This window comes from Nocardioides marinquilinus, assembly GCF_039543705.1.
Taxonomy (GTDB): Bacteria; Actinomycetota; Actinomycetes; order Propionibacteriales; family Nocardioidaceae; genus Nocardioides; species Nocardioides marinquilinus.
On sequence record NZ_BAABKG010000001.1, the window covers coordinates 494,815 to 510,764 of the forward strand.

13 protein-coding genes are annotated in these 15,950 nt (G+C 73.7%); 7 read left to right on the forward strand and 6 right to left on the reverse strand.

Annotated features, from left to right (window positions below):
* Positions 1–96: 96 nt before the first annotated feature.
* On the reverse strand, positions 97–1,362 hold the full coding sequence (locus tag ABEA04_RS02350; protein WP_345454140.1) for an MFS transporter: 1,266 nt from the start codon (positions 1,360–1,362) through the stop codon (positions 97–99).
* A 71-nt stretch (positions 1,363–1,433) separates the two neighbouring features.
* On the opposite strand from ABEA04_RS02350, the gene ABEA04_RS02355 reads away from it, so the two are divergent.
* Both ABEA04_RS02355 and ABEA04_RS02360 read left to right on the forward strand, forming a co-directional pair.
* On the forward strand, positions 1,434–2,393 hold the full coding sequence (locus ABEA04_RS02355; protein ID WP_345454142.1) for a MerR family transcriptional regulator: 960 nt from the start codon (positions 1,434–1,436) through the stop codon (positions 2,391–2,393).
* Positions 2,394–2,421: 28 nt separating this feature from the next.
* Positions 2,422–2,838, forward strand: coding sequence for an ATP-binding protein (locus ABEA04_RS02360; RefSeq protein WP_345454144.1), 417 nt, complete (start codon positions 2,422–2,424; stop codon positions 2,836–2,838).
* Positions 2,839–2,842: 4 nt separating this feature from the next.
* Here the strand turns inward: ABEA04_RS02360 and ABEA04_RS02365 are convergent, their stop codons facing one another.
* The gene (locus tag ABEA04_RS02365; protein ID WP_345454146.1) at positions 2,843–3,169 is read right to left on the reverse strand and encodes an STAS domain-containing protein; all 327 of its coding nucleotides are present in this window, start codon (positions 3,167–3,169) and stop codon (positions 2,843–2,845) included.
* A gap of 75 nt (positions 3,170–3,244) precedes the next feature.
* Between ABEA04_RS02365 and ABEA04_RS02370 the strand changes: the two genes are divergently transcribed.
* The 3 genes from ABEA04_RS02370 (at position 3,245) to ABEA04_RS02380 (ending at position 6,770) form a co-directional block, all read left to right on the forward strand.
* Complete coding sequence (locus tag ABEA04_RS02370; RefSeq protein ID WP_345454148.1) at positions 3,245–4,591, forward strand: PP2C family protein-serine/threonine phosphatase; 1,347 nt, start codon at positions 3,245–3,247, stop codon at positions 4,589–4,591.
* Positions 4,588–5,631 (forward strand): cobalamin B12-binding domain-containing protein, encoded by a 1,044-nt coding sequence (locus tag ABEA04_RS02375; RefSeq protein ID WP_345454150.1) that lies wholly within the window; start codon positions 4,588–4,590, stop codon positions 5,629–5,631. Before ABEA04_RS02370 ends, ABEA04_RS02375 begins: the two co-directional genes overlap by 4 nt.
* Positions 5,632–5,726: 95 nt before the next feature.
* Entirely contained in the window at positions 5,727–6,770 is a 1,044-nt protein-coding gene (locus tag ABEA04_RS02380) for an aldose epimerase family protein (protein WP_345454152.1), read from the forward strand.
* Here ABEA04_RS02380 and ABEA04_RS02385 read toward each other — a convergent pair.
* The 4 genes from ABEA04_RS02385 to ABEA04_RS02400 form a co-directional block, all read right to left on the reverse strand.
* Positions 6,760–7,710, reverse strand: a complete 951-nt coding sequence (locus ABEA04_RS02385; RefSeq protein WP_345454154.1) for a GNAT family N-acetyltransferase — start codon at positions 7,708–7,710, stop codon at positions 6,760–6,762. The two genes, ABEA04_RS02380 and ABEA04_RS02385, sit on opposite strands and share 11 nt — an antisense overlap.
* A gap of 76 nt (positions 7,711–7,786) precedes the next feature.
* On the reverse strand, positions 7,787–8,353 hold the full coding sequence (locus tag ABEA04_RS02390; protein WP_345454156.1) for a YceI family protein: 567 nt from the start codon (positions 8,351–8,353) through the stop codon (positions 7,787–7,789).
* A gap of 665 nt (positions 8,354–9,018) precedes the next feature.
* The gene (locus tag ABEA04_RS02395; RefSeq protein ID WP_345454158.1) at positions 9,019–9,150 is read right to left on the reverse strand and encodes a hypothetical protein; all 132 of its coding nucleotides are present in this window, start codon (positions 9,148–9,150) and stop codon (positions 9,019–9,021) included.
* Positions 9,151–9,322: 172 nt separating this feature from the next.
* On the reverse strand, positions 9,323–10,144 hold the full coding sequence (locus ABEA04_RS02400) for a TrmB family transcriptional regulator (protein WP_345454159.1): 822 nt from the start codon (positions 10,142–10,144) through the stop codon (positions 9,323–9,325).
* Positions 10,145–10,367: 223 nt separating this feature from the next.
* Here ABEA04_RS02400 and ABEA04_RS02405 point away from each other — a divergent pair, with 223 nt between their 5' ends.
* Complete coding sequence (locus ABEA04_RS02405; protein WP_345454160.1) at positions 10,368–11,048, forward strand: helix-turn-helix domain-containing protein; 681 nt, start codon at positions 10,368–10,370, stop codon at positions 11,046–11,048.
* Positions 11,049–11,143: 95 nt separating this feature from the next.
* A complete protein-coding gene (locus tag ABEA04_RS02410; RefSeq protein WP_345454162.1) occupies positions 11,144–15,523 on the forward strand; it encodes a S8 family serine peptidase in 4,380 nt (1,459 codons plus the stop codon).
* The last annotated feature ends 427 nt before the right edge of the window (positions 15,524–15,950 follow it).

Below are 15,950 nucleotides of genomic sequence, written 5' to 3' on the forward strand. Positions count from 1 at the left end.
GCGGGTGGGCCCGGTCGGCGGCCAGTATCGCCGGTGGGTGCGCACGCGTCACCCGAAGCGCCCGGCCGCCGGTGGTGGCCGGCCCGACCGGTCCGGTCAGGCCGTCGCGCCCACCCGCTCGAGGTGCCGCTCGGCGGCCCGGGTGGCGGGGTGCAGCAGCACGGCGGCCACGACGACCACGCCCGCGATCACCAGCCAGCCCTCGGCGCCCCACTCCATCGCGAGGAAGGTGTAGGCGGCGGGGGCCCACACCGTGCCGAGCGTGTAGCCGAGCTGCGCCACGCCCTGGTACTCGCCGCGGCGGGCGGCGTCCGACAGCTCGGCCTGCAGCCCCCACTGGCCGGCCGACTGCAGCAGCTCGGCGCCGGTGACCGTCACGTGGCCGGCCCACACCAGCGCGATCGTCACCCAGCCGACGGTGTCGTGGGTGACCAGCACGATGCCGCAGGAGAGCACGAAGAACGCCGCCCCGCGGCGCTCGGCCCGCAGCGAGTCGGCGACGGTGGTGATGCCCCGCGCCGCGGCCACCTGCAGCGCCACCGCCATCACCGTGTTGGTGCCGAACAGCCACGCCAGCAGCACCCGCGGCGCGTCGGTCTCCTCCACCAGCCACAGCGGGATGACGACGTTCAGCAGCACCTGGTGGCTGCCGAGGACGCCGTCGCACACGCACATCGCCAGGAACCCGCGGTTGCGCAGCGCGCTCGCCGGCCCGCGGCCGCCGACGGCCGCCTCGAGCGGCGCGGCGCCGTCCTCCGGTGCGTGCGCGACCACGGGGGGCAGCCGGGCGATGAGCGCGGCGTTGAGCAGCAGCAGGACGGCGGTGACCACCGGCACGGCCCGGATGACGCCGTCGTCGTTGGTCGCCAGCGCGATGCCGGCCAGCAGGGCGCCGAGGGTGTAGCCGACGTTGCGCGCGGCGCGGAAGTAGGCCTGCGAGCGCACCCGCTGGTCGCGGGGGAAGACGTCGATGCGGTAGGCGTTGCGCGAGGCGCGGTTCGCGGTCTGCACCAGGCCGAGCCCGATCATCATCACGATGTAGCCCGTCATCGAGCCGACCACGAGCCACAGCAGGTAGACGACGGCCTCGATCAGCGCGCTCAGCGACCACACCCGCTTGGCCCCGTAGCGGTCGGCCAGCTTGCCGAGCGGGACGGCGAGCGCGAACGTCGCGACGCCCGCCACGGTGAGCCCGAGCCCGACCTGGGCGGCGGAGAGCCCGACGACCTGGGTGAAGAAGACCGCGCTGCCGGTGAGGAAGACGCCGTCGCCCACGGCCGAGAGCACCGACTGGGCGGACAACCGTCGCACCAGCGACGTCGGTCCGGCCAGCCGCAGCAGGCGCTCGAGGTGTCTCGACATCAAGAGGACTCTACGTTCGGGTGAACCAGAGGGTGACCCCCCTGGCGGCTCGGCGGGCCTATATTTGCGGCATGAACGACGCCGGGTCGCCCTTGCGCCTGGTCGACCACGCCTCGTTGTCGATCGGCGACCTCGCCGAGCGCACCGGGGTCACCACGGCGACCCTGCGCATCTGGGAGACCCGCTACGGCTTCCCCGAGCCGTTGCGGCGCAACAGCGGCCACCGCCGCTACCGCGAGTCCGACGTCGAGCTGGTGCGTCAGGTGGTCGAGCTGCGCGAGTCGGGCCTGCGCCTCGACGCCGCGATCGAGGCCGTCGGGCGCCGCGCCGAGGACCCCGCCCGCAGCACCCAGCGGGCGGCCGACCCGGCGCCCGCCACCACCTCGCCCGCCGCCGACGCCGCGCCGTTCACGCCGTCGGTCTTCGCCACGCTGCGGCAGCGTCATCCGCAGGCCGTGCCGCAGCGGCTGCGCAAGGACACCCTGCGCCGCCTGTCGTGGGCCATCGAGGACGAGTTCTGCGCCCGCGCCCGTCCCGGCTCCGTCTACGGCTTCTTCCAGCAGGAGCGGTTCTACCGCTCGGCGGCCGACCGGTGGGCGCAGATCGCGCTGCTGTCGGGCCGCGCCTACGCCTTCGCCCAGTTCGGCGACGCCCTGCCCGACGCGGCCACCGTGGGTGGTCCCCACCTCGTCGACCTGCCGACCCGCCACGTCATGACCCGCGAGTGGGTGCTGGTCTGCGACGTCGCCGCCACCCCCGCTGCGCTCGTCGCGTGGGAGCTGCCCGGCCAGGGTGCCCACGGCGACACCGAGCGGCGCTTCGAGTCCATCTGGAGCGTCGACCCGGTGCTGGTGCGCGACGCCGCCCGCGCCTGCGCCGCGGTCGCCGCCTCGCTCGACGCCCCCGAGGCCGCCGAGGCCCAGCGCCGCGCGTCCGGCCCGCCCGAGGCCGCCGTCGACGCCCTCGGCGTCACCGCGCTGTTCAACCGCGTGCTCGCCTACGCCGACGCCCCGGCCGGGATGGCCCGGTGACGCCGCGACCGGCCGAGCGGGTCGGTCGATGAGCACCGCCTACGACGGCCGGCTCGCCCTCGACGTCGACCTCGGTGCCCCGGCCACGGCCCGGGCTGAGCTCGAGGAGCCGCTGCGCCGCCACGGCTGCGGCGACGTCCAGATCCGCGACGCCCTCATGGTCGTCAGCGAGCTGGTGATGAACGCGCTCGTGCACGGCGAGGGCGACGACCGTGGCCAGGTGCACCTCGCCTGGCAGGTCGACCCCGACTGCGTCGTCACCGTCATGGTCACCGACAGCGGCGGCAGCTCGGTGCCGCACCTCGAGGAGCCCGGCGCCCGCGAGGGCGGGGGCCGCGGGCTGCGGCTGGTCGAGGCGCTCAGCGACTCGTGGGCCGTCGACACCGACGGCGGGCGCACCACGGTCACCGCCGTGATCACCCCGCGCGACTCGCAGGCGGGCTGACGCCTCAGTCGGAGGCGATCGAGCCGGGCTCGTCGGAGGTCAGGTGCGGGATGCCGGTGATGTCGAGGATGCGCTGGGCCGGGCAGCCGGTGCGCGCGACGATGTCGAGCACGCCACCGGAGTCGCGCGCCGCCGCGCGGGCCCGCGCGAGGATGCCGATGCCCGCGCTGGGCAGGAACTCGACCTCGCTCACGTCGACCTTGAGCGCGCGGTTGGTCGTGACCAGGCCGGCCAGCCGGTCGCGCAGCTCGGAGATGGAGTACTCGTCGACGCTGCCGCCGACGCGCAGGACGACACCGTCCCACTCCATGCTCAGCGGTGTCTCGAACACGGGGCGACCCTACTGGCCCGAACGGCCTTCACACACGAGGCCCACGATTTCAGCCTTACGGCGTAGGCTGGCCGGGTGAGCAGTCGGGAGTCGGTGTCCGCCGACCTCTCGACACGCCTCGACGACGACGCCCTGACCGCCGCCGCGGAGGGCGTGGTCGCCACCGCCGAGGCCCGCGCCACCTACCTCAACGACCTCACGAGCGCCGTCTCGGCCCTCTCCCACCCCGCGCGCGGGGTCGAGACCTTCGTCGCCGGGCTGGTCGACGACCTCGTCGACCTCGCCCAGGTCGCGGTGCGCACGCACCAGGGCTGGCTGGTCGCCGGTCAGGTGCACGGCCACCGCATGGTCGACGTCCACACCTACGAGGTCGGGCGCAACCAGGGCCGGGTCATGAAGTCGCTGCTGCAGCAGCGGCAGACCGAGACCTGGCTGCTGCCGCCCGACACCCCGCAGCGCGCCGAGGTGCTCGGGCACCTCTTCGGCACCACCGAGCTGCTGCACGAGGTCGAGTCGCTGCACGCGGCCACCCTGCTGATCGTCCCGATGGTCGCCCGCGGCCGCTGCTTCGGCCTGGTCGTCATGGCCCGCCGGGCGCCGCTCGGCTTCGACGACGGCTACATCGCCTTCCTCGAGCAGGTCGTCGGCCGCATCGCGGTCTCGCTCGACGCCTGCTGCGTGGTCAGCGACAACCGCCACGTCGCCTCCACGCTGCGCCGCTCGCTGCTGCCCCGCGCGCTGCCCAGCAGCAGCCGTCTCGACCTCGCCTCCTACAGCCGCGTCGCGCAGGAGGACATCACCGTCGGCGGCGACTTCATCGACCTGCACGGCAGCGGCGACGACCAGACCCTGCTCATCGGCGACGCGGTCGGCAAGGGTGTCGCGGCCGCGATCGCCGCCAAGCGCATCCGCAGCGCGGTGCGCACCGGCAGCATGGTCGACCGCGACCCCGCGTTCGTGATGCGGCTGACCAACCAGGTCATCGTCAGCGAGGACGACGACGTGGTCGAGAGCCTGGCCACCGCCGTCTGCGCCCGGCTGCAGCGCGAGGACGACGCGCTGCGCGTCACGCTGGTCAACGCCGGCCACCCGCTGCCCATCGTGCTGCGCACCGACGGCACGGTGCAGACCGTCGGCGGCCACGGCCCGGCGCTGGGCATCTTCGACGACGCCGACTACGAGTCGCAGACCGTCGTGCTCGGCCCCGGCGACCTGCTCCTGCTCTACACCGACGGCGTCACCGAGGCCCGCGGCGAGCGCGACCTGTTCGGCGAGGTGCGGCTGCGCGACGTCCTCACGGGCCTGGCCGGTGCGCCGGCCAGTGCGCTGGTCGAGGCCGTCGCGATGTCGATCTCGCAGTTCGCGAGCGACAGCGAGGACCGCGACGACACCGCGATCGTCGCCGTCCGCCTGCTGCCGTGACCACCGCCGAGGCCCTGCCCACCGGCCGGGTCGCCGAGGCGCTCGACGACTACTGGGACGCCGTCTCGGCCAACGACGCGGAGCGTGCCCTGCAGGTGGTCGGCGCCGCCCTCGACGACGGCGCCCGGCTGTCCGCCGTCCTCGACGACGTCGTCGCCGCGTGCCAGCGTCGCGTCGGGGGCCTCTGGCTCGACGGCGAGTGGAGCGTCGCGCGCGAGCACGCCGCCACCGCGGTGAGCGAGTACGTCGTCCGCGCGCTGCTGGCCCGCGTCGGCGGTGAGGCCGGGCACGAGCCGGCCGAGCCCGGCGAGCGCCCGTCGCCCGCCCTGCTCGTGGCCTGCGCCGAGCGGGAGTGGCACGCGCTGCCCGCGCTCGTGGTGTGCACGCTGCTCACCGAGGCCGGTCACCGGGTGCGCTTCCTCGGCGGCGACGTCTCCACCCGCACCCTGCAGGGCGCGCTGCTCGACGTGCCCACCCAGGCGGTGCTGATCAGCGCGTCCCTGGCCAGCTCGCTGCTGTTCGTGCGCCGTCACGTCGAGACCGCCAGCCACTCCGGCATCCCCACCGTCGTCGGCGGCCACGGCTTCGACCCGGCCGGACGACGCGCCCGCGCGCTGGGCGCCACGGCCCAGGCGAGCGGCGGGGCCGACGTCGCGGGCGTGGTCGCCGGGCTGCCGGCGCGCGTGCGCCCGGTCGAGCCGCTCACCGGCCCCGGCCCGAGCGAGGCCGCGCTGCTCGCGCCCCGCACCACCGCCGTCGCGCGGGGGGCGATGAGCCGGCTCGCCGAGCGGCCCGACGCGCCCGAGGGCCACCTCGCCGACGTCCTCGCCGACCAGCTGCCCGTGGTCGTCGGCTGCGTGGTCAGCGGCCTGCTGGTCGACGAGCCCGACGTCGTCCGCGAGACCGGCGGCTGGCTCGGCCGCGTGCTCGACAGCCGCGGGGGCGGCCCCGAGCTCGTCGACCTCGCCCTCGCCGCCGTCCGCGACGAGCTGCACGACTTCCCCACCGCCGTCACCCTGCTCGACGCCGCCACCGCCTGACCCGGCCCGCGAGACCGACCCGACCTCACGGACCCCGAGCCTGTCGGAGGGCCCTCCGCCCGCGCGTCACCGGAGGTCCTCGCTAGGTTGCCGACATGACGCGCGAGCGGTTCGGGACGACGCCGGAGGGGCGGGACGTCGAGCTGCTCACGATCGGCACCGCCCCCGGACCGGTGCTCACCGTGCTCACCCTCGGTGCGACGGCGCACCGGCTCGAGGTCGAGGGCGGTGACGGGCGGCGGCGCGACGTCGTCCTCGGGCACGGCACGGTCGAGGAGCGGCTCGCCTCGGGCGACTACGTCGGCGGCACCATCGGCCGCTACGCCAACCGCATCGCCGGCGGGCGGTTCGAGCTCGACGGGCGCGAGGTCGTCGTCGGCGCGCACGACCGGGGCAACTCCCTGCACGGCGGCCCCGACGGCTTCGACCGCCGGGTGTGGGACGTCGTCGAGCACGACGCCTCGGTCGTCGTGCTGCGTCTCGTCAGCCCCGACGGCGACCAGGGCTTCCCGGGCACGCTGACGGTCGAGGTCCGCTACGAGGTCGACGGCGACACGGTCCGGGTCACCCACGAGGCGACCACCGACGCCACCACGCTGTGCAACCTGACCAACCACGCCTACCTGAACCTCGACGGCGACGGGTCGGGCAGCGCCGACGACCACCTGCTCACCGTCGTCGCCGACGCCTACACGCCGGTCGACGACACCGGCATCCCGCTCGGCGCGCACGCCCCGGTCGACGGCACGCCGTTCGACCTGCGCGCGCCCACCCGGGTCGGGACGGCGTCCCGCACCCCGCACGAGCAGCTGGTGACCTCACGCGGGATCGACCACAACCTGGTGCTCACCGGGTGGCAGCCCGACGGCCTGCTGCGCCACGCCGCCACGCTCGCCTCGCCGGCCACCGGCACGACCGTCGAGCTGTGGTGCGACCAGCCGGGGCTGCAGGTCTACACCGGCAACTTCCTCGACGGGTCGCTGCGCTCGACGGACGGCGTCGCCTACCGCCAGGGCGACGGCGTCGCCCTCGAGCCGCAGCGCTTCCCCGACAGCCCGCACCACCCGGAGTGGCCGTCGGCGGTGCTGGAGCCGGGGGAGCGCTACGTCGCGCGGCTGGAGTGGCGGTTCAGCCGTTGAGGTGCGCCGCGCGGTGCACCCAGTTCTCGGTGACCTGCATGCCCACCTTCAGGTAGAGCCCGAGCGCGCCGGTTCGGCTGTCGGTGTTCAGGCCGGCGGTCTCGACGCCGCGCTCGCGGGCCGCGGCGAAGCTGTCGACCATGAGCGCCTGGGCCAGTCCCTCGCCGCGGCGGTCGCGACGGGTGGCGAGCCGCGCGATGTAGGCGTCGCGCGCGCCGGACTGCTCGTCGACGAAGATCTGCACCACGGCGACGGCGACCACCTGCGGCTGCTCGCCGGTCTCGTCGACGACGACCCGCAGGTGCCACGGCTCGAAGCCGGGACGCTCCAGCACCGTGGCACGGAACTCCGACATCGGCTCGCGCTCGCGCTCCGACCACTCCAGGAACGCGTCCTCGATGACGTCGTGGACGACCTCGTGCTCCTCGGGGCGGGCGGCGCGCACCACGTGGCCGGCGGGCAGGTCGCGTTCGGGCACCCGCGCACCCGCAGGCAGGTGCAGCACCCACGAGGTCCACCGCACGTGGTAGCCGAGCGCGGTGAGCAGCCGGTCGCCGGCCGAGCCCTCGGGCACGGGCATCCCGACGATCTCACTGCCGCGCTCGCGGGCCGTGCGTCGCATCCAGGCGGCGAGCCAGGTGCCGATGCCGCGCCCCCGGTACGACGGCTCGACCGCCGCCTCGCCGCGCTCGTCGTAGGTCAGCTCGGCGTAGCCGACGACGCGGTCGCCGTCCAGGACGCCGATCGTGCGGGTCGCGACGTCGAAGCTGGGGCGCTGCCAGTCGCCGACGACGTCGGCCTCCTCGATCTCGACACGACCGTCGAGCTCGAGGCGCTGCTCGGCGGCGAGCAGCTCGTAGGCGACGCGCGCCTCGGCGAGCGTCAGGGGGCGGGAGGTGAGGCCCGCGGGCAGCTCGGGGTGGTCGTCGCGTGCGGTCACGGGGCCGAACACTGGCAGCCCCGCGACCGCGCCGCGACCGAGTTTGCGAGCCCCCGCGCGGCGGGGGCGGGGTGGATCAGGCGTTGCGGATGGCGGAGATGTCGAACTCGAGCTTGATCTTCTCCGAGACCAGGACGCCGCCGGTGTCGAGCTTGGCGTTGAACGACAGACCCCAGTCGCTGCGGTTGACGGTGGTCGAGCCCTCGAAGCCGAGGCGCACGTTGCCGAACGGGTCCTGAGCGGTGCCGACCTCCTCGAAGCGGATGGTCACGCTGTGGGTGGTGCCCTTGATGGTCAGGTCGCCGGTGATCGCCCACTCGCTGCCGTCGCGCTCGACGGAGGTGGAGACGAAGCGGATCTCGGGGTTCTCCTCGGCGCCGAAGAAGTCGTTGCTGCGCAGGTGGCCGTCGCGGTCGGCGCTGCCGGTCTCGACGCTGTCGGCGGCGATCGTGATCGCGACGTGCGAGGCGGCGGGGTTCGCGGTGTCGACGTGCGCGGTGCCCTCGAAGGTGCCGAACTGCCCCCGCACCTTGGTGACCATCGCGTGCCGCGCCACGAAGCCGAGGCGCGAGTGGACGGGGTCGATGGTGTAGTCGCCGGTGATGTCGTCGAGAGCGGTGGTGCCGGCGTCGAACTCGGTCATGGTGGTCCTCCACAGGGGTCTGGTTGAAGATCGAACCATCGTCTAACGGACTGCGGTCCGTTTTATTCCAGTCTCTGTGGTGCCTCCGCTCGGTCCTCGCTTCGGCGCGTGTTCGCGGCGCCTCCACGCGAACGGATCTGCGCCGGACGATGGTCGAGGTGTGAGGAGCCCTGGCGACGAGCCTCGAGACCACTGGCCCTCGGCGCCCGGGCCCGTCCACGGACCCTGAGCTTGTCGAAGGGCTCTGCCGGTCAACGCCGCGGCGGGCGGGACGACCAGCCGCCGGTGTTGTTTGGCGCCTCCGCTCGTTCCTCGCTTCGGCGCGTGTTCGCGGCGCCTTCACGCGACCCGGTTCGCTCCTGCGCGCGGAGGGCTCGCTCGTTCCTCGCTGCGCCCTCCGTGCTCGTCACTCACCAGGTCGCGCGCCGCGAACGGGTCTGTGGTCGACCCGACCGGTCGATGGTCGAGGTGTGAGGAGCCCTGGCGACGAGCCTCGAGACCTCGCAAGGGTGATGCCAACGTCCCCACACGGACCCTGAGCTTGTCGAGGGGCCCCGCCGGTCACCGGCCGCGACAGGTGCCACGACGCCACAGGGCCGCCGTCCCGGGAACGGGACGGCGGCCCTGTGGTGCCGGACGCGCGGCGTCCGGCGGATGCGTGCGACTCAGGCCGCGTGCGTGATCGACACGGTCTCGCCGGGCGCGGACCAGACCATCTCCATGCGCGTGCGTCCGCGCTCGTCGGTCACGGGCACCCAGTGCAGCTCGAGCTGGCCGTTTCGCTTCTCGTCGGTCATGTGACACCTCCAGTTCACCTTCTGTTCACCAACGATAGCCGATCCCCACCACGGACCACGAATGAACGCGAGAACGCGTCGCGCTCCCCACCTGAAGGGGTGCAGGCGCGACGAGGCCGCAGGAGCGCTCCCCGCGGGGTGAGTCCTGTGGCTGGTGTGACGAGACGGGCGGTCAGCCGCCCACCGACGGCGCCGCGGCGTCGTCGAGGTGCACCGCGCCGGCCCAGATCGACTCGAAGGCGATGGCCAGCGTGGCCGCGAGCATCTCGTGGTGGATCACCACGGTGGTCACCGACGGGTCGGCGGCGACGGGGTCGGGCATGTTGAAGGCGACCGTGCGGCCGTCGATGACGCTCAGCTTGATCGGCAGGTCGTCGGCGATGCGCACTTCCTCGCCGAGCTCGGCGTAGCGGCGCAGCACCTCGGGCATCCGCGGCACGTCGAGCAGCGAGCGGTCGTAGATGGCGCGCTGCCGCACCGTGAGCGGCAGCACCGTCGCCTCCTCCAGGGACGACGGCGGGGCCAGGTAGGGCGGGCGCACGAGCACCAGCACCTCGCGCTCGGCGGCGTTCCACAGCTCCTGCACCCGCCGGCCGGCCTCGCGGCTGTCGCGCAGCACCTCGACGTAGTCGAGCGGGTCGCCGTGGCCCTGTCCGAGGTGGAACAGCGAGGCGAGCCGGTCGGCGCTCTCCCGGGCCGCGGCCGCCGCGCGGGCGGCGTCCTGCTGACGCTGCCCGATGAGCCGCTCGGTCACCAGCTCGGGCGACTCGGCGGCGTAGCGCAGCGGCTTGTCGCCGACCACGCGGGCCAGGCGCCGGTCGGTGAGCGAGGCGAGGACGTCGTAGACCCGCGGCCGTGGGATGCCGGCCAGTCGGGCGACCTCGGTGGGCGTGGCGTGCTCGCGGCCGAGCAGCGCCAGGTATCCCGAGCTCTCGTACTGCGTGAGGCCGAGGCCCTGCAGGGCGGCTCGGTCCGCATCGGTCGGCGCGGTCATCGCTGCGACGATACCGAGCCCGACACCGCGACCTTACCGACGTGTAACCATTGACAGTGGTAACAGTGCGAGTCTTTACTTCTCGCACCTGCTCAGGCTGGCGCTCTCGTACTTTCTCGGGTTCTCGGACGAAGGGCTACCTCATGCCGTCATCGCGCCTGCGCTCCGGGCCCGCGCCCGGAGCGCCCACCGCCCTGCCCGTCACCGGCCGGCCAGCCCTGCGATGACCGTGCACCGGCTGGCGACCGGCGCCGCCGAGCCGTCCCTCGTGCCGGTCGGGCCGGCGGCCTCGTCCGAGCCGGCCGCGTCGGCCACGCCGTCCGCGGTGCCGAGCATGGTGATCGCGGTCGCGCCGTCGGCCGCCGAGCGGGTGCAGCTGGCCGCCACGCTGGCCGGCATGAGCCCGGCCGCCCCGGTGCTCATGGTCGCCAGCGCCGGCGAGGCCGTGGCGCTGCTCGCCGGGCTCGAGCAGGTCAGCGTGCCGGTCGCCGTCCCACCGCCGGTCGCGGTCCCGACGGCGCCGCCGCCACCCACGGCCGACCCCGAGCTGAGCGTCGACTCCGACGGGCGCATCCTCGGCTGCCGGGGCCGGGCGGTCACCCTCTCGCCCCTCGAGCACGACCTGATCGTGTGCCTGCTCGAGGACGTCGGCCGCACCTGGGCCTACGACGAGCTGCACCGGCGCGTGTGGGGCAACGACCACCTCGGCGACCGCTCCGACGTGCAGTCGGTGGTCAAGCGCCTGCGGCACAAGCTGCGCCGCCTCGACAGCCCGCTGCACCTCGACGTCGTCCGCGGCGTCGGGCTGCGCCTGGTGCCGCGCCGGCCGTCGCCCACGAACTGCCCGACTCTGCCCACGGCTTGCCCACCGCTGTCGATTGCCGCGGTCGGACGCCGTCCCTAGCGTCGTGACCTCCGGGTCGTCCGACCCGGAGCCCCCACTGCACGACCACACCTGCGCCTGCCCCCGCAGGCGCCTCTCGGGAGGATCGCTCACCCATGTCCCCACGCCGTCAACGGGTCCTGTCCATCTGGGCCCTCGTCCTCGCCGTGGTCGCGGCCGTCCTCGCGGTGGCCACACCGCCGGGCTCGGCCGCCCCGGCCCCCGACGCCGACAAGATCAAGCCCCAGCTCGCCAAGCAGCTCGACAGCAAGGGCGAGGCCAGCTTCTGGATCCGCTTCCAGCAGCCCGACCTGTCGAAGGCGGCGAGCATCGCCGACTGGGACGAGCGCGGCCGCTACGTCTACGAGACCCTGAGCAAGGCGGCCGAGAAGAGCCAGGGCGCCGCCACCTCGCTGCTGGAGTCGCAGGGCGTCGACTTCCACGCCTACTACGCCACCAACGCGATCCGGGTCTCCACCGGGGACGCCGACCTGGTGAACACGCTGGCCGCCCAGCCGGCCGTCGTCGGGCTCTACCCGACCTCGGAGTACCAGATCGAGAAGCCGACCCCCGGCAAGGACGTGAAGGGCCCCGACGCGCTCGAGTGGGGCGTGGCGAACATCAACGCCGACGACGTCTGGAACCAGTTCGGCACCCGCGGTGAGGGCCTGGTCATCGGCAACATCGACAGCGGCGTCCAGTACGACCACCCGGCCCTGGTGAACCAGTACCGCGGCAACAACGGCGACGGCACCTTCACCCACGACTACAACTGGTTCGACGCCGCCGGCGAGTGCCCCGACGCGCCCTGCGACAACGACGGCCACGGCACCCACACGATGGGCACGATGGTCGGCAGCGACGGCGGGGCCAACCAGGTCGGCGTCGCGCCCGGCGCGACGTGGATCGCCGCCAACGGCTGCTGCCCCTCCGACGAGGCGCTGATCTCCTCGGGCGAGTGGATGCTCGCCCCCACCGACCTCGAGGGCAACAACGCCGACCCGAGCAAGCGCCCCAACATCATCAACAACTCCTGGGGCACCCAGGTGCCGACCAACGACCCCTTCATGGAGGACGTGCTCGAGGCCTGGGAGGCCGCCGGCATCTTCGGCACCTGGTCGAACGGCAACAACGGCCCCGCGTGCCAGACCAGCGGGTCGCCGGGCAGCCGTACCATCAACTACTCCGTCGGCGCCTACGACGTGAACAACGGCATCGCCGACTTCTCCTCGCGCGGCGTGGGCCAGGACGGCGAGATCAAGCCCAACATCTCCGCCCCCGGCGTCAACGTGCGCTCGACGCTGCCGGGCAGCACCTACGGCTCCTACAGCGGCACCTCGATGGCCGCTCCGCACCTCGGCGGCGCCATCGCGCTGCTGTGGTCGGCCGCCCCGGGCCTGGTCGGTGACATCGAGGGCACCCGCGCCCTGCTCGACGGCTCGGCCGTCGACACCGAGGACGACCAGTGCGGCGGCACCGCCGACGACAACAACGTCTTCGGCGAGGGCCGCCTCGACGCGCTCGCGCTCGTCACCGCCGCCCCCACCGAGGACGCCGGTCGCCTCGAGGGCACCGTGACCGACGCCGAGTCGGGCGAGGGCATCGACGGCGCCGCCGTCACCATCGCGGCCGGCGAGGACTACAGCCGCACCGTCACCACCGACGCCGAGGGCGACTACGGACTCGCGCTCCCGGCCGGTGACTACACCGTCACCGCCGCCGCGTTCGGCTACCCGACCACCACCGAGGACGTCACCGTCGTCGCGCAGGAGACCACCACGCAGGACTTCGCCCTCACGGCGTCCGACGTGGTCACCGTCGGCGGCTCGGTGCTCGACGGCTCCGGCCACGGCTGGCCGCTCTACGCCAAGCTGGACGTCGCCGGCCCCGGCCCCGACGCCTGGACAGACCCGGCCACGGGCGAGTTCTCGATGACGCTGCCGGGCGACGCGACCTACACCGTCACCGTCACCGCGCAGTACCCCGGCTACGAGACCGCGACCCGTGAGATCACGGTGGCCGGTGGCGACGTCGTCGAGGAGATCGAGCTGCCCGTCGACGACAGCACCTGCACCGCCCCCGGCTACACCTTCACCACCGAGGGCGTCACCGAGACCTTCGACGGCGACACCGCCCCCGCGGGCTGGACGGTCACCGACGAGGAGGGCAACGGCCAGGTCTGGACGTTCGACGACCCGGGCGACCGCGGCAACCTCACCGGCGGCGAGGGCGGCTTCGCCATCGTCGACTCCGACGAGTACGGCAGCGGCGGCGCCCAGGACACCTCCCTGGTCAGCCCGGTCATCGACATGAGCGACCTCTCCGCGCCGGTCGTCGGGTTCAAGCAGGACTACTACAACCTCGGCGACACCGCCGACGTCGACGTCAGCATCGACGGCGGCGAGACCTGGGAGACCGTCCTCAGCCAGACCAGCAGCGTGCGCGGCCCGGACGAGAAGGTCGTGCAGCTGCCGATGGCGGCCGGCCAGCCCGAGGTGCAGGTGCGCTGGCACTACTACGACGCCGGCTACAACTGGTGGTGGCAGGTCGACGACGTCTTCGTCGGCAACCGCACCTGCGACCCGGTCCGCGGTGGGCTCGTCGTGGGCAACGTCTACGGCCCGACCGGTCGCGCCGGCGTCAACGGCGCCACCGTGACCAGCCTCGACAAGCCCGACGAGAAGGCGACGACGGCTCCCACGCCGGCCGACCCGAACCTCGACGACGGCTTCTACTGGATGTTCTCCTCGATCACCGGTCAGCACCGGTTCGAGGCGACCGCCAACCAGTACGGCTCGCAGGTCAAGCGCCTCGGGGTGCCCAACAACTGGGTGGTGAAGGGCAACTTCCGCCTCGCCGCCGGGCAACTGAGCGTCACGCCGGCCCAGCTCGACGCGACCGCCGTCCTCGGTGGTGCGCCGAAGTCGAAGACGTTCACCGTCACCAACACCGGCAACCGGCCGGTCGAGGTGGAGTTCGCCGAGCGTCCGGGCGGCTTCGACCTGCTCTCGGCCGACGGCTCGCGCCTGACCTCCGACGCGATCGCGGACGCCGACGGCGCCCCGCTGCAGCGGCTCAAGGTGCCGACGTCCCTCGGCAACGTCTCGAAGGGCGGCCGCTCGATGGGCGTCACCGGCACCCCGACCGTGAAGCCGAACGAGGCGCCGTGGACCGACATCGCCGACTACCCGGGCGTCGTCATGGACAACCGCGTCGTCACGGTCGACGGCGTGGCCTACTCCATCGCCGGCGGCGACGGCACCACGTCGTCCGCCGAGGTGTGGGCCTACGACCCGGCCACCCTCACCTGGGCCGAGAAGGCGCCCCTGCCCGGGGCCCGCAACGCGGTCGCCGCCGGCAACGTCGGTGGTCAGATCGTGGTGACCGGCGGCTGGGCCGAGGCCGGCCCGAGCCCGGCGACGTTCGTCTACGACCCGGCCACCGACGCGTGGAGCGAGGGCGCCGACGCGCCCGTCGACCTCTCGGCGTCCGGCCAGGCCGTGGCCGACGGCAAGCTCTACGTGGTCGGCGGCTGCACCACGGCCGACTGCCTGCCGATGTCGAACGCCGTCGCGGCCTACGACCCGGCGGCCGACACCTGGACCGAGCTGGCCGACTACCCCGACGCCGTCGCCTTCGCCTCCTGCGGCGGCATCGACGGGATGGTCTACTGCACCGGCGGCAACGACGGCAACGCCGGCACCGCCGCCAGCTACGTCTACGACCCGGGCGCCGACAGCTGGACGGCGCTGCCCGACGCCCCCGTCGACACCTGGGCCAGCCAGTACGCCGTGGGCAGCGGCCAGCTCGTCGTCAACGGCGGCGTCCAGGGGGCGGCGGTCTCGAACCGCTCGTTCGCCTACGACCCCGCCGCCGGCGCCTGGGCCGACCTGCCGAACTCCAACACCGCCCGCTACCGCGGCGGCATGGCGTGCGGCGTCCACAAGATCGGCGGCTCCTCGGGTGGCTTCACCGCCACGGTCGACAGCGAGACCCTGCCCGGCTTCGACGACTGCGCCGCCGCGGCGGCCGACGTCGAGTGGCTCTCGCTGAACAAGACCTCGGCCACCCTGGCGCCCGGCCAGTCGACCACCGTGCGGGTCACCATGGACCCGAACGTGGCGCAGCCCGGCACCTACACGGCGTCCGTGGCGATCTCGGAGGACGCGCCCGGCTCGGTCGAGCCGGTCGAGGTCACGATGACCGTCACCCCGCCGAGCACGTGGGGCAAGCTGGTCGGCACGGTCAGCGGCCGCTCCTGCGCCGGCGCGGTCGCGCCGCTCGCCGGGGCCACCGTCGCGGCCGACTCCTTCGCCGGTGAGTGGACGTTCAGCACCGGCGCCGACGGCACCTTCGCCTACTGGTTCAACGCCAAGGTCAGCCCGCTGACCATGATCGCGGCGAAGGACGGCTACCGCCCGCAGTCGAAGTCCGTGCGTCTCTACCGCGGTGAGGAGGTCCGCGCCGACTTCACCCTCGCCAAGACGGGCTGCTAGCCCCCGTCCGGCACATACCGGAGGCCCGCTTCCCCCTCGTTGGGTGGGGGAGGCGGGCCTCTCGGTGTCGACCTCACGATGGTAGAGGTGCAAGGAGCCCTGGCGACGAGCCTTGAGACCTCTGAGGGCCCACGGGATCGTGACGACGCGGATGACGCAGCGGAGCGACCACGGGGTCGGGACCACACGGCCAGCCAGCGACGCGACGGAGCGTGCGTGGCGTCGGGACCACACGGACCCTGAGCTTGTCGAAGGGCTACTCCAGGTCAACGGGCCGCGGCGTGATGGGGTGACCGGCCGCCTGTATTGAATTGCGCCTCCGCTCCTTCCTCGCTTCGGCGCGTGTTCGCGGCGCCGTCGGCGATCGTCGTTCCCCCGTGCGCGCGGGAGGCTCCGCTCGTTCCTCGCTCCGCCTCCCGTGCTCCTC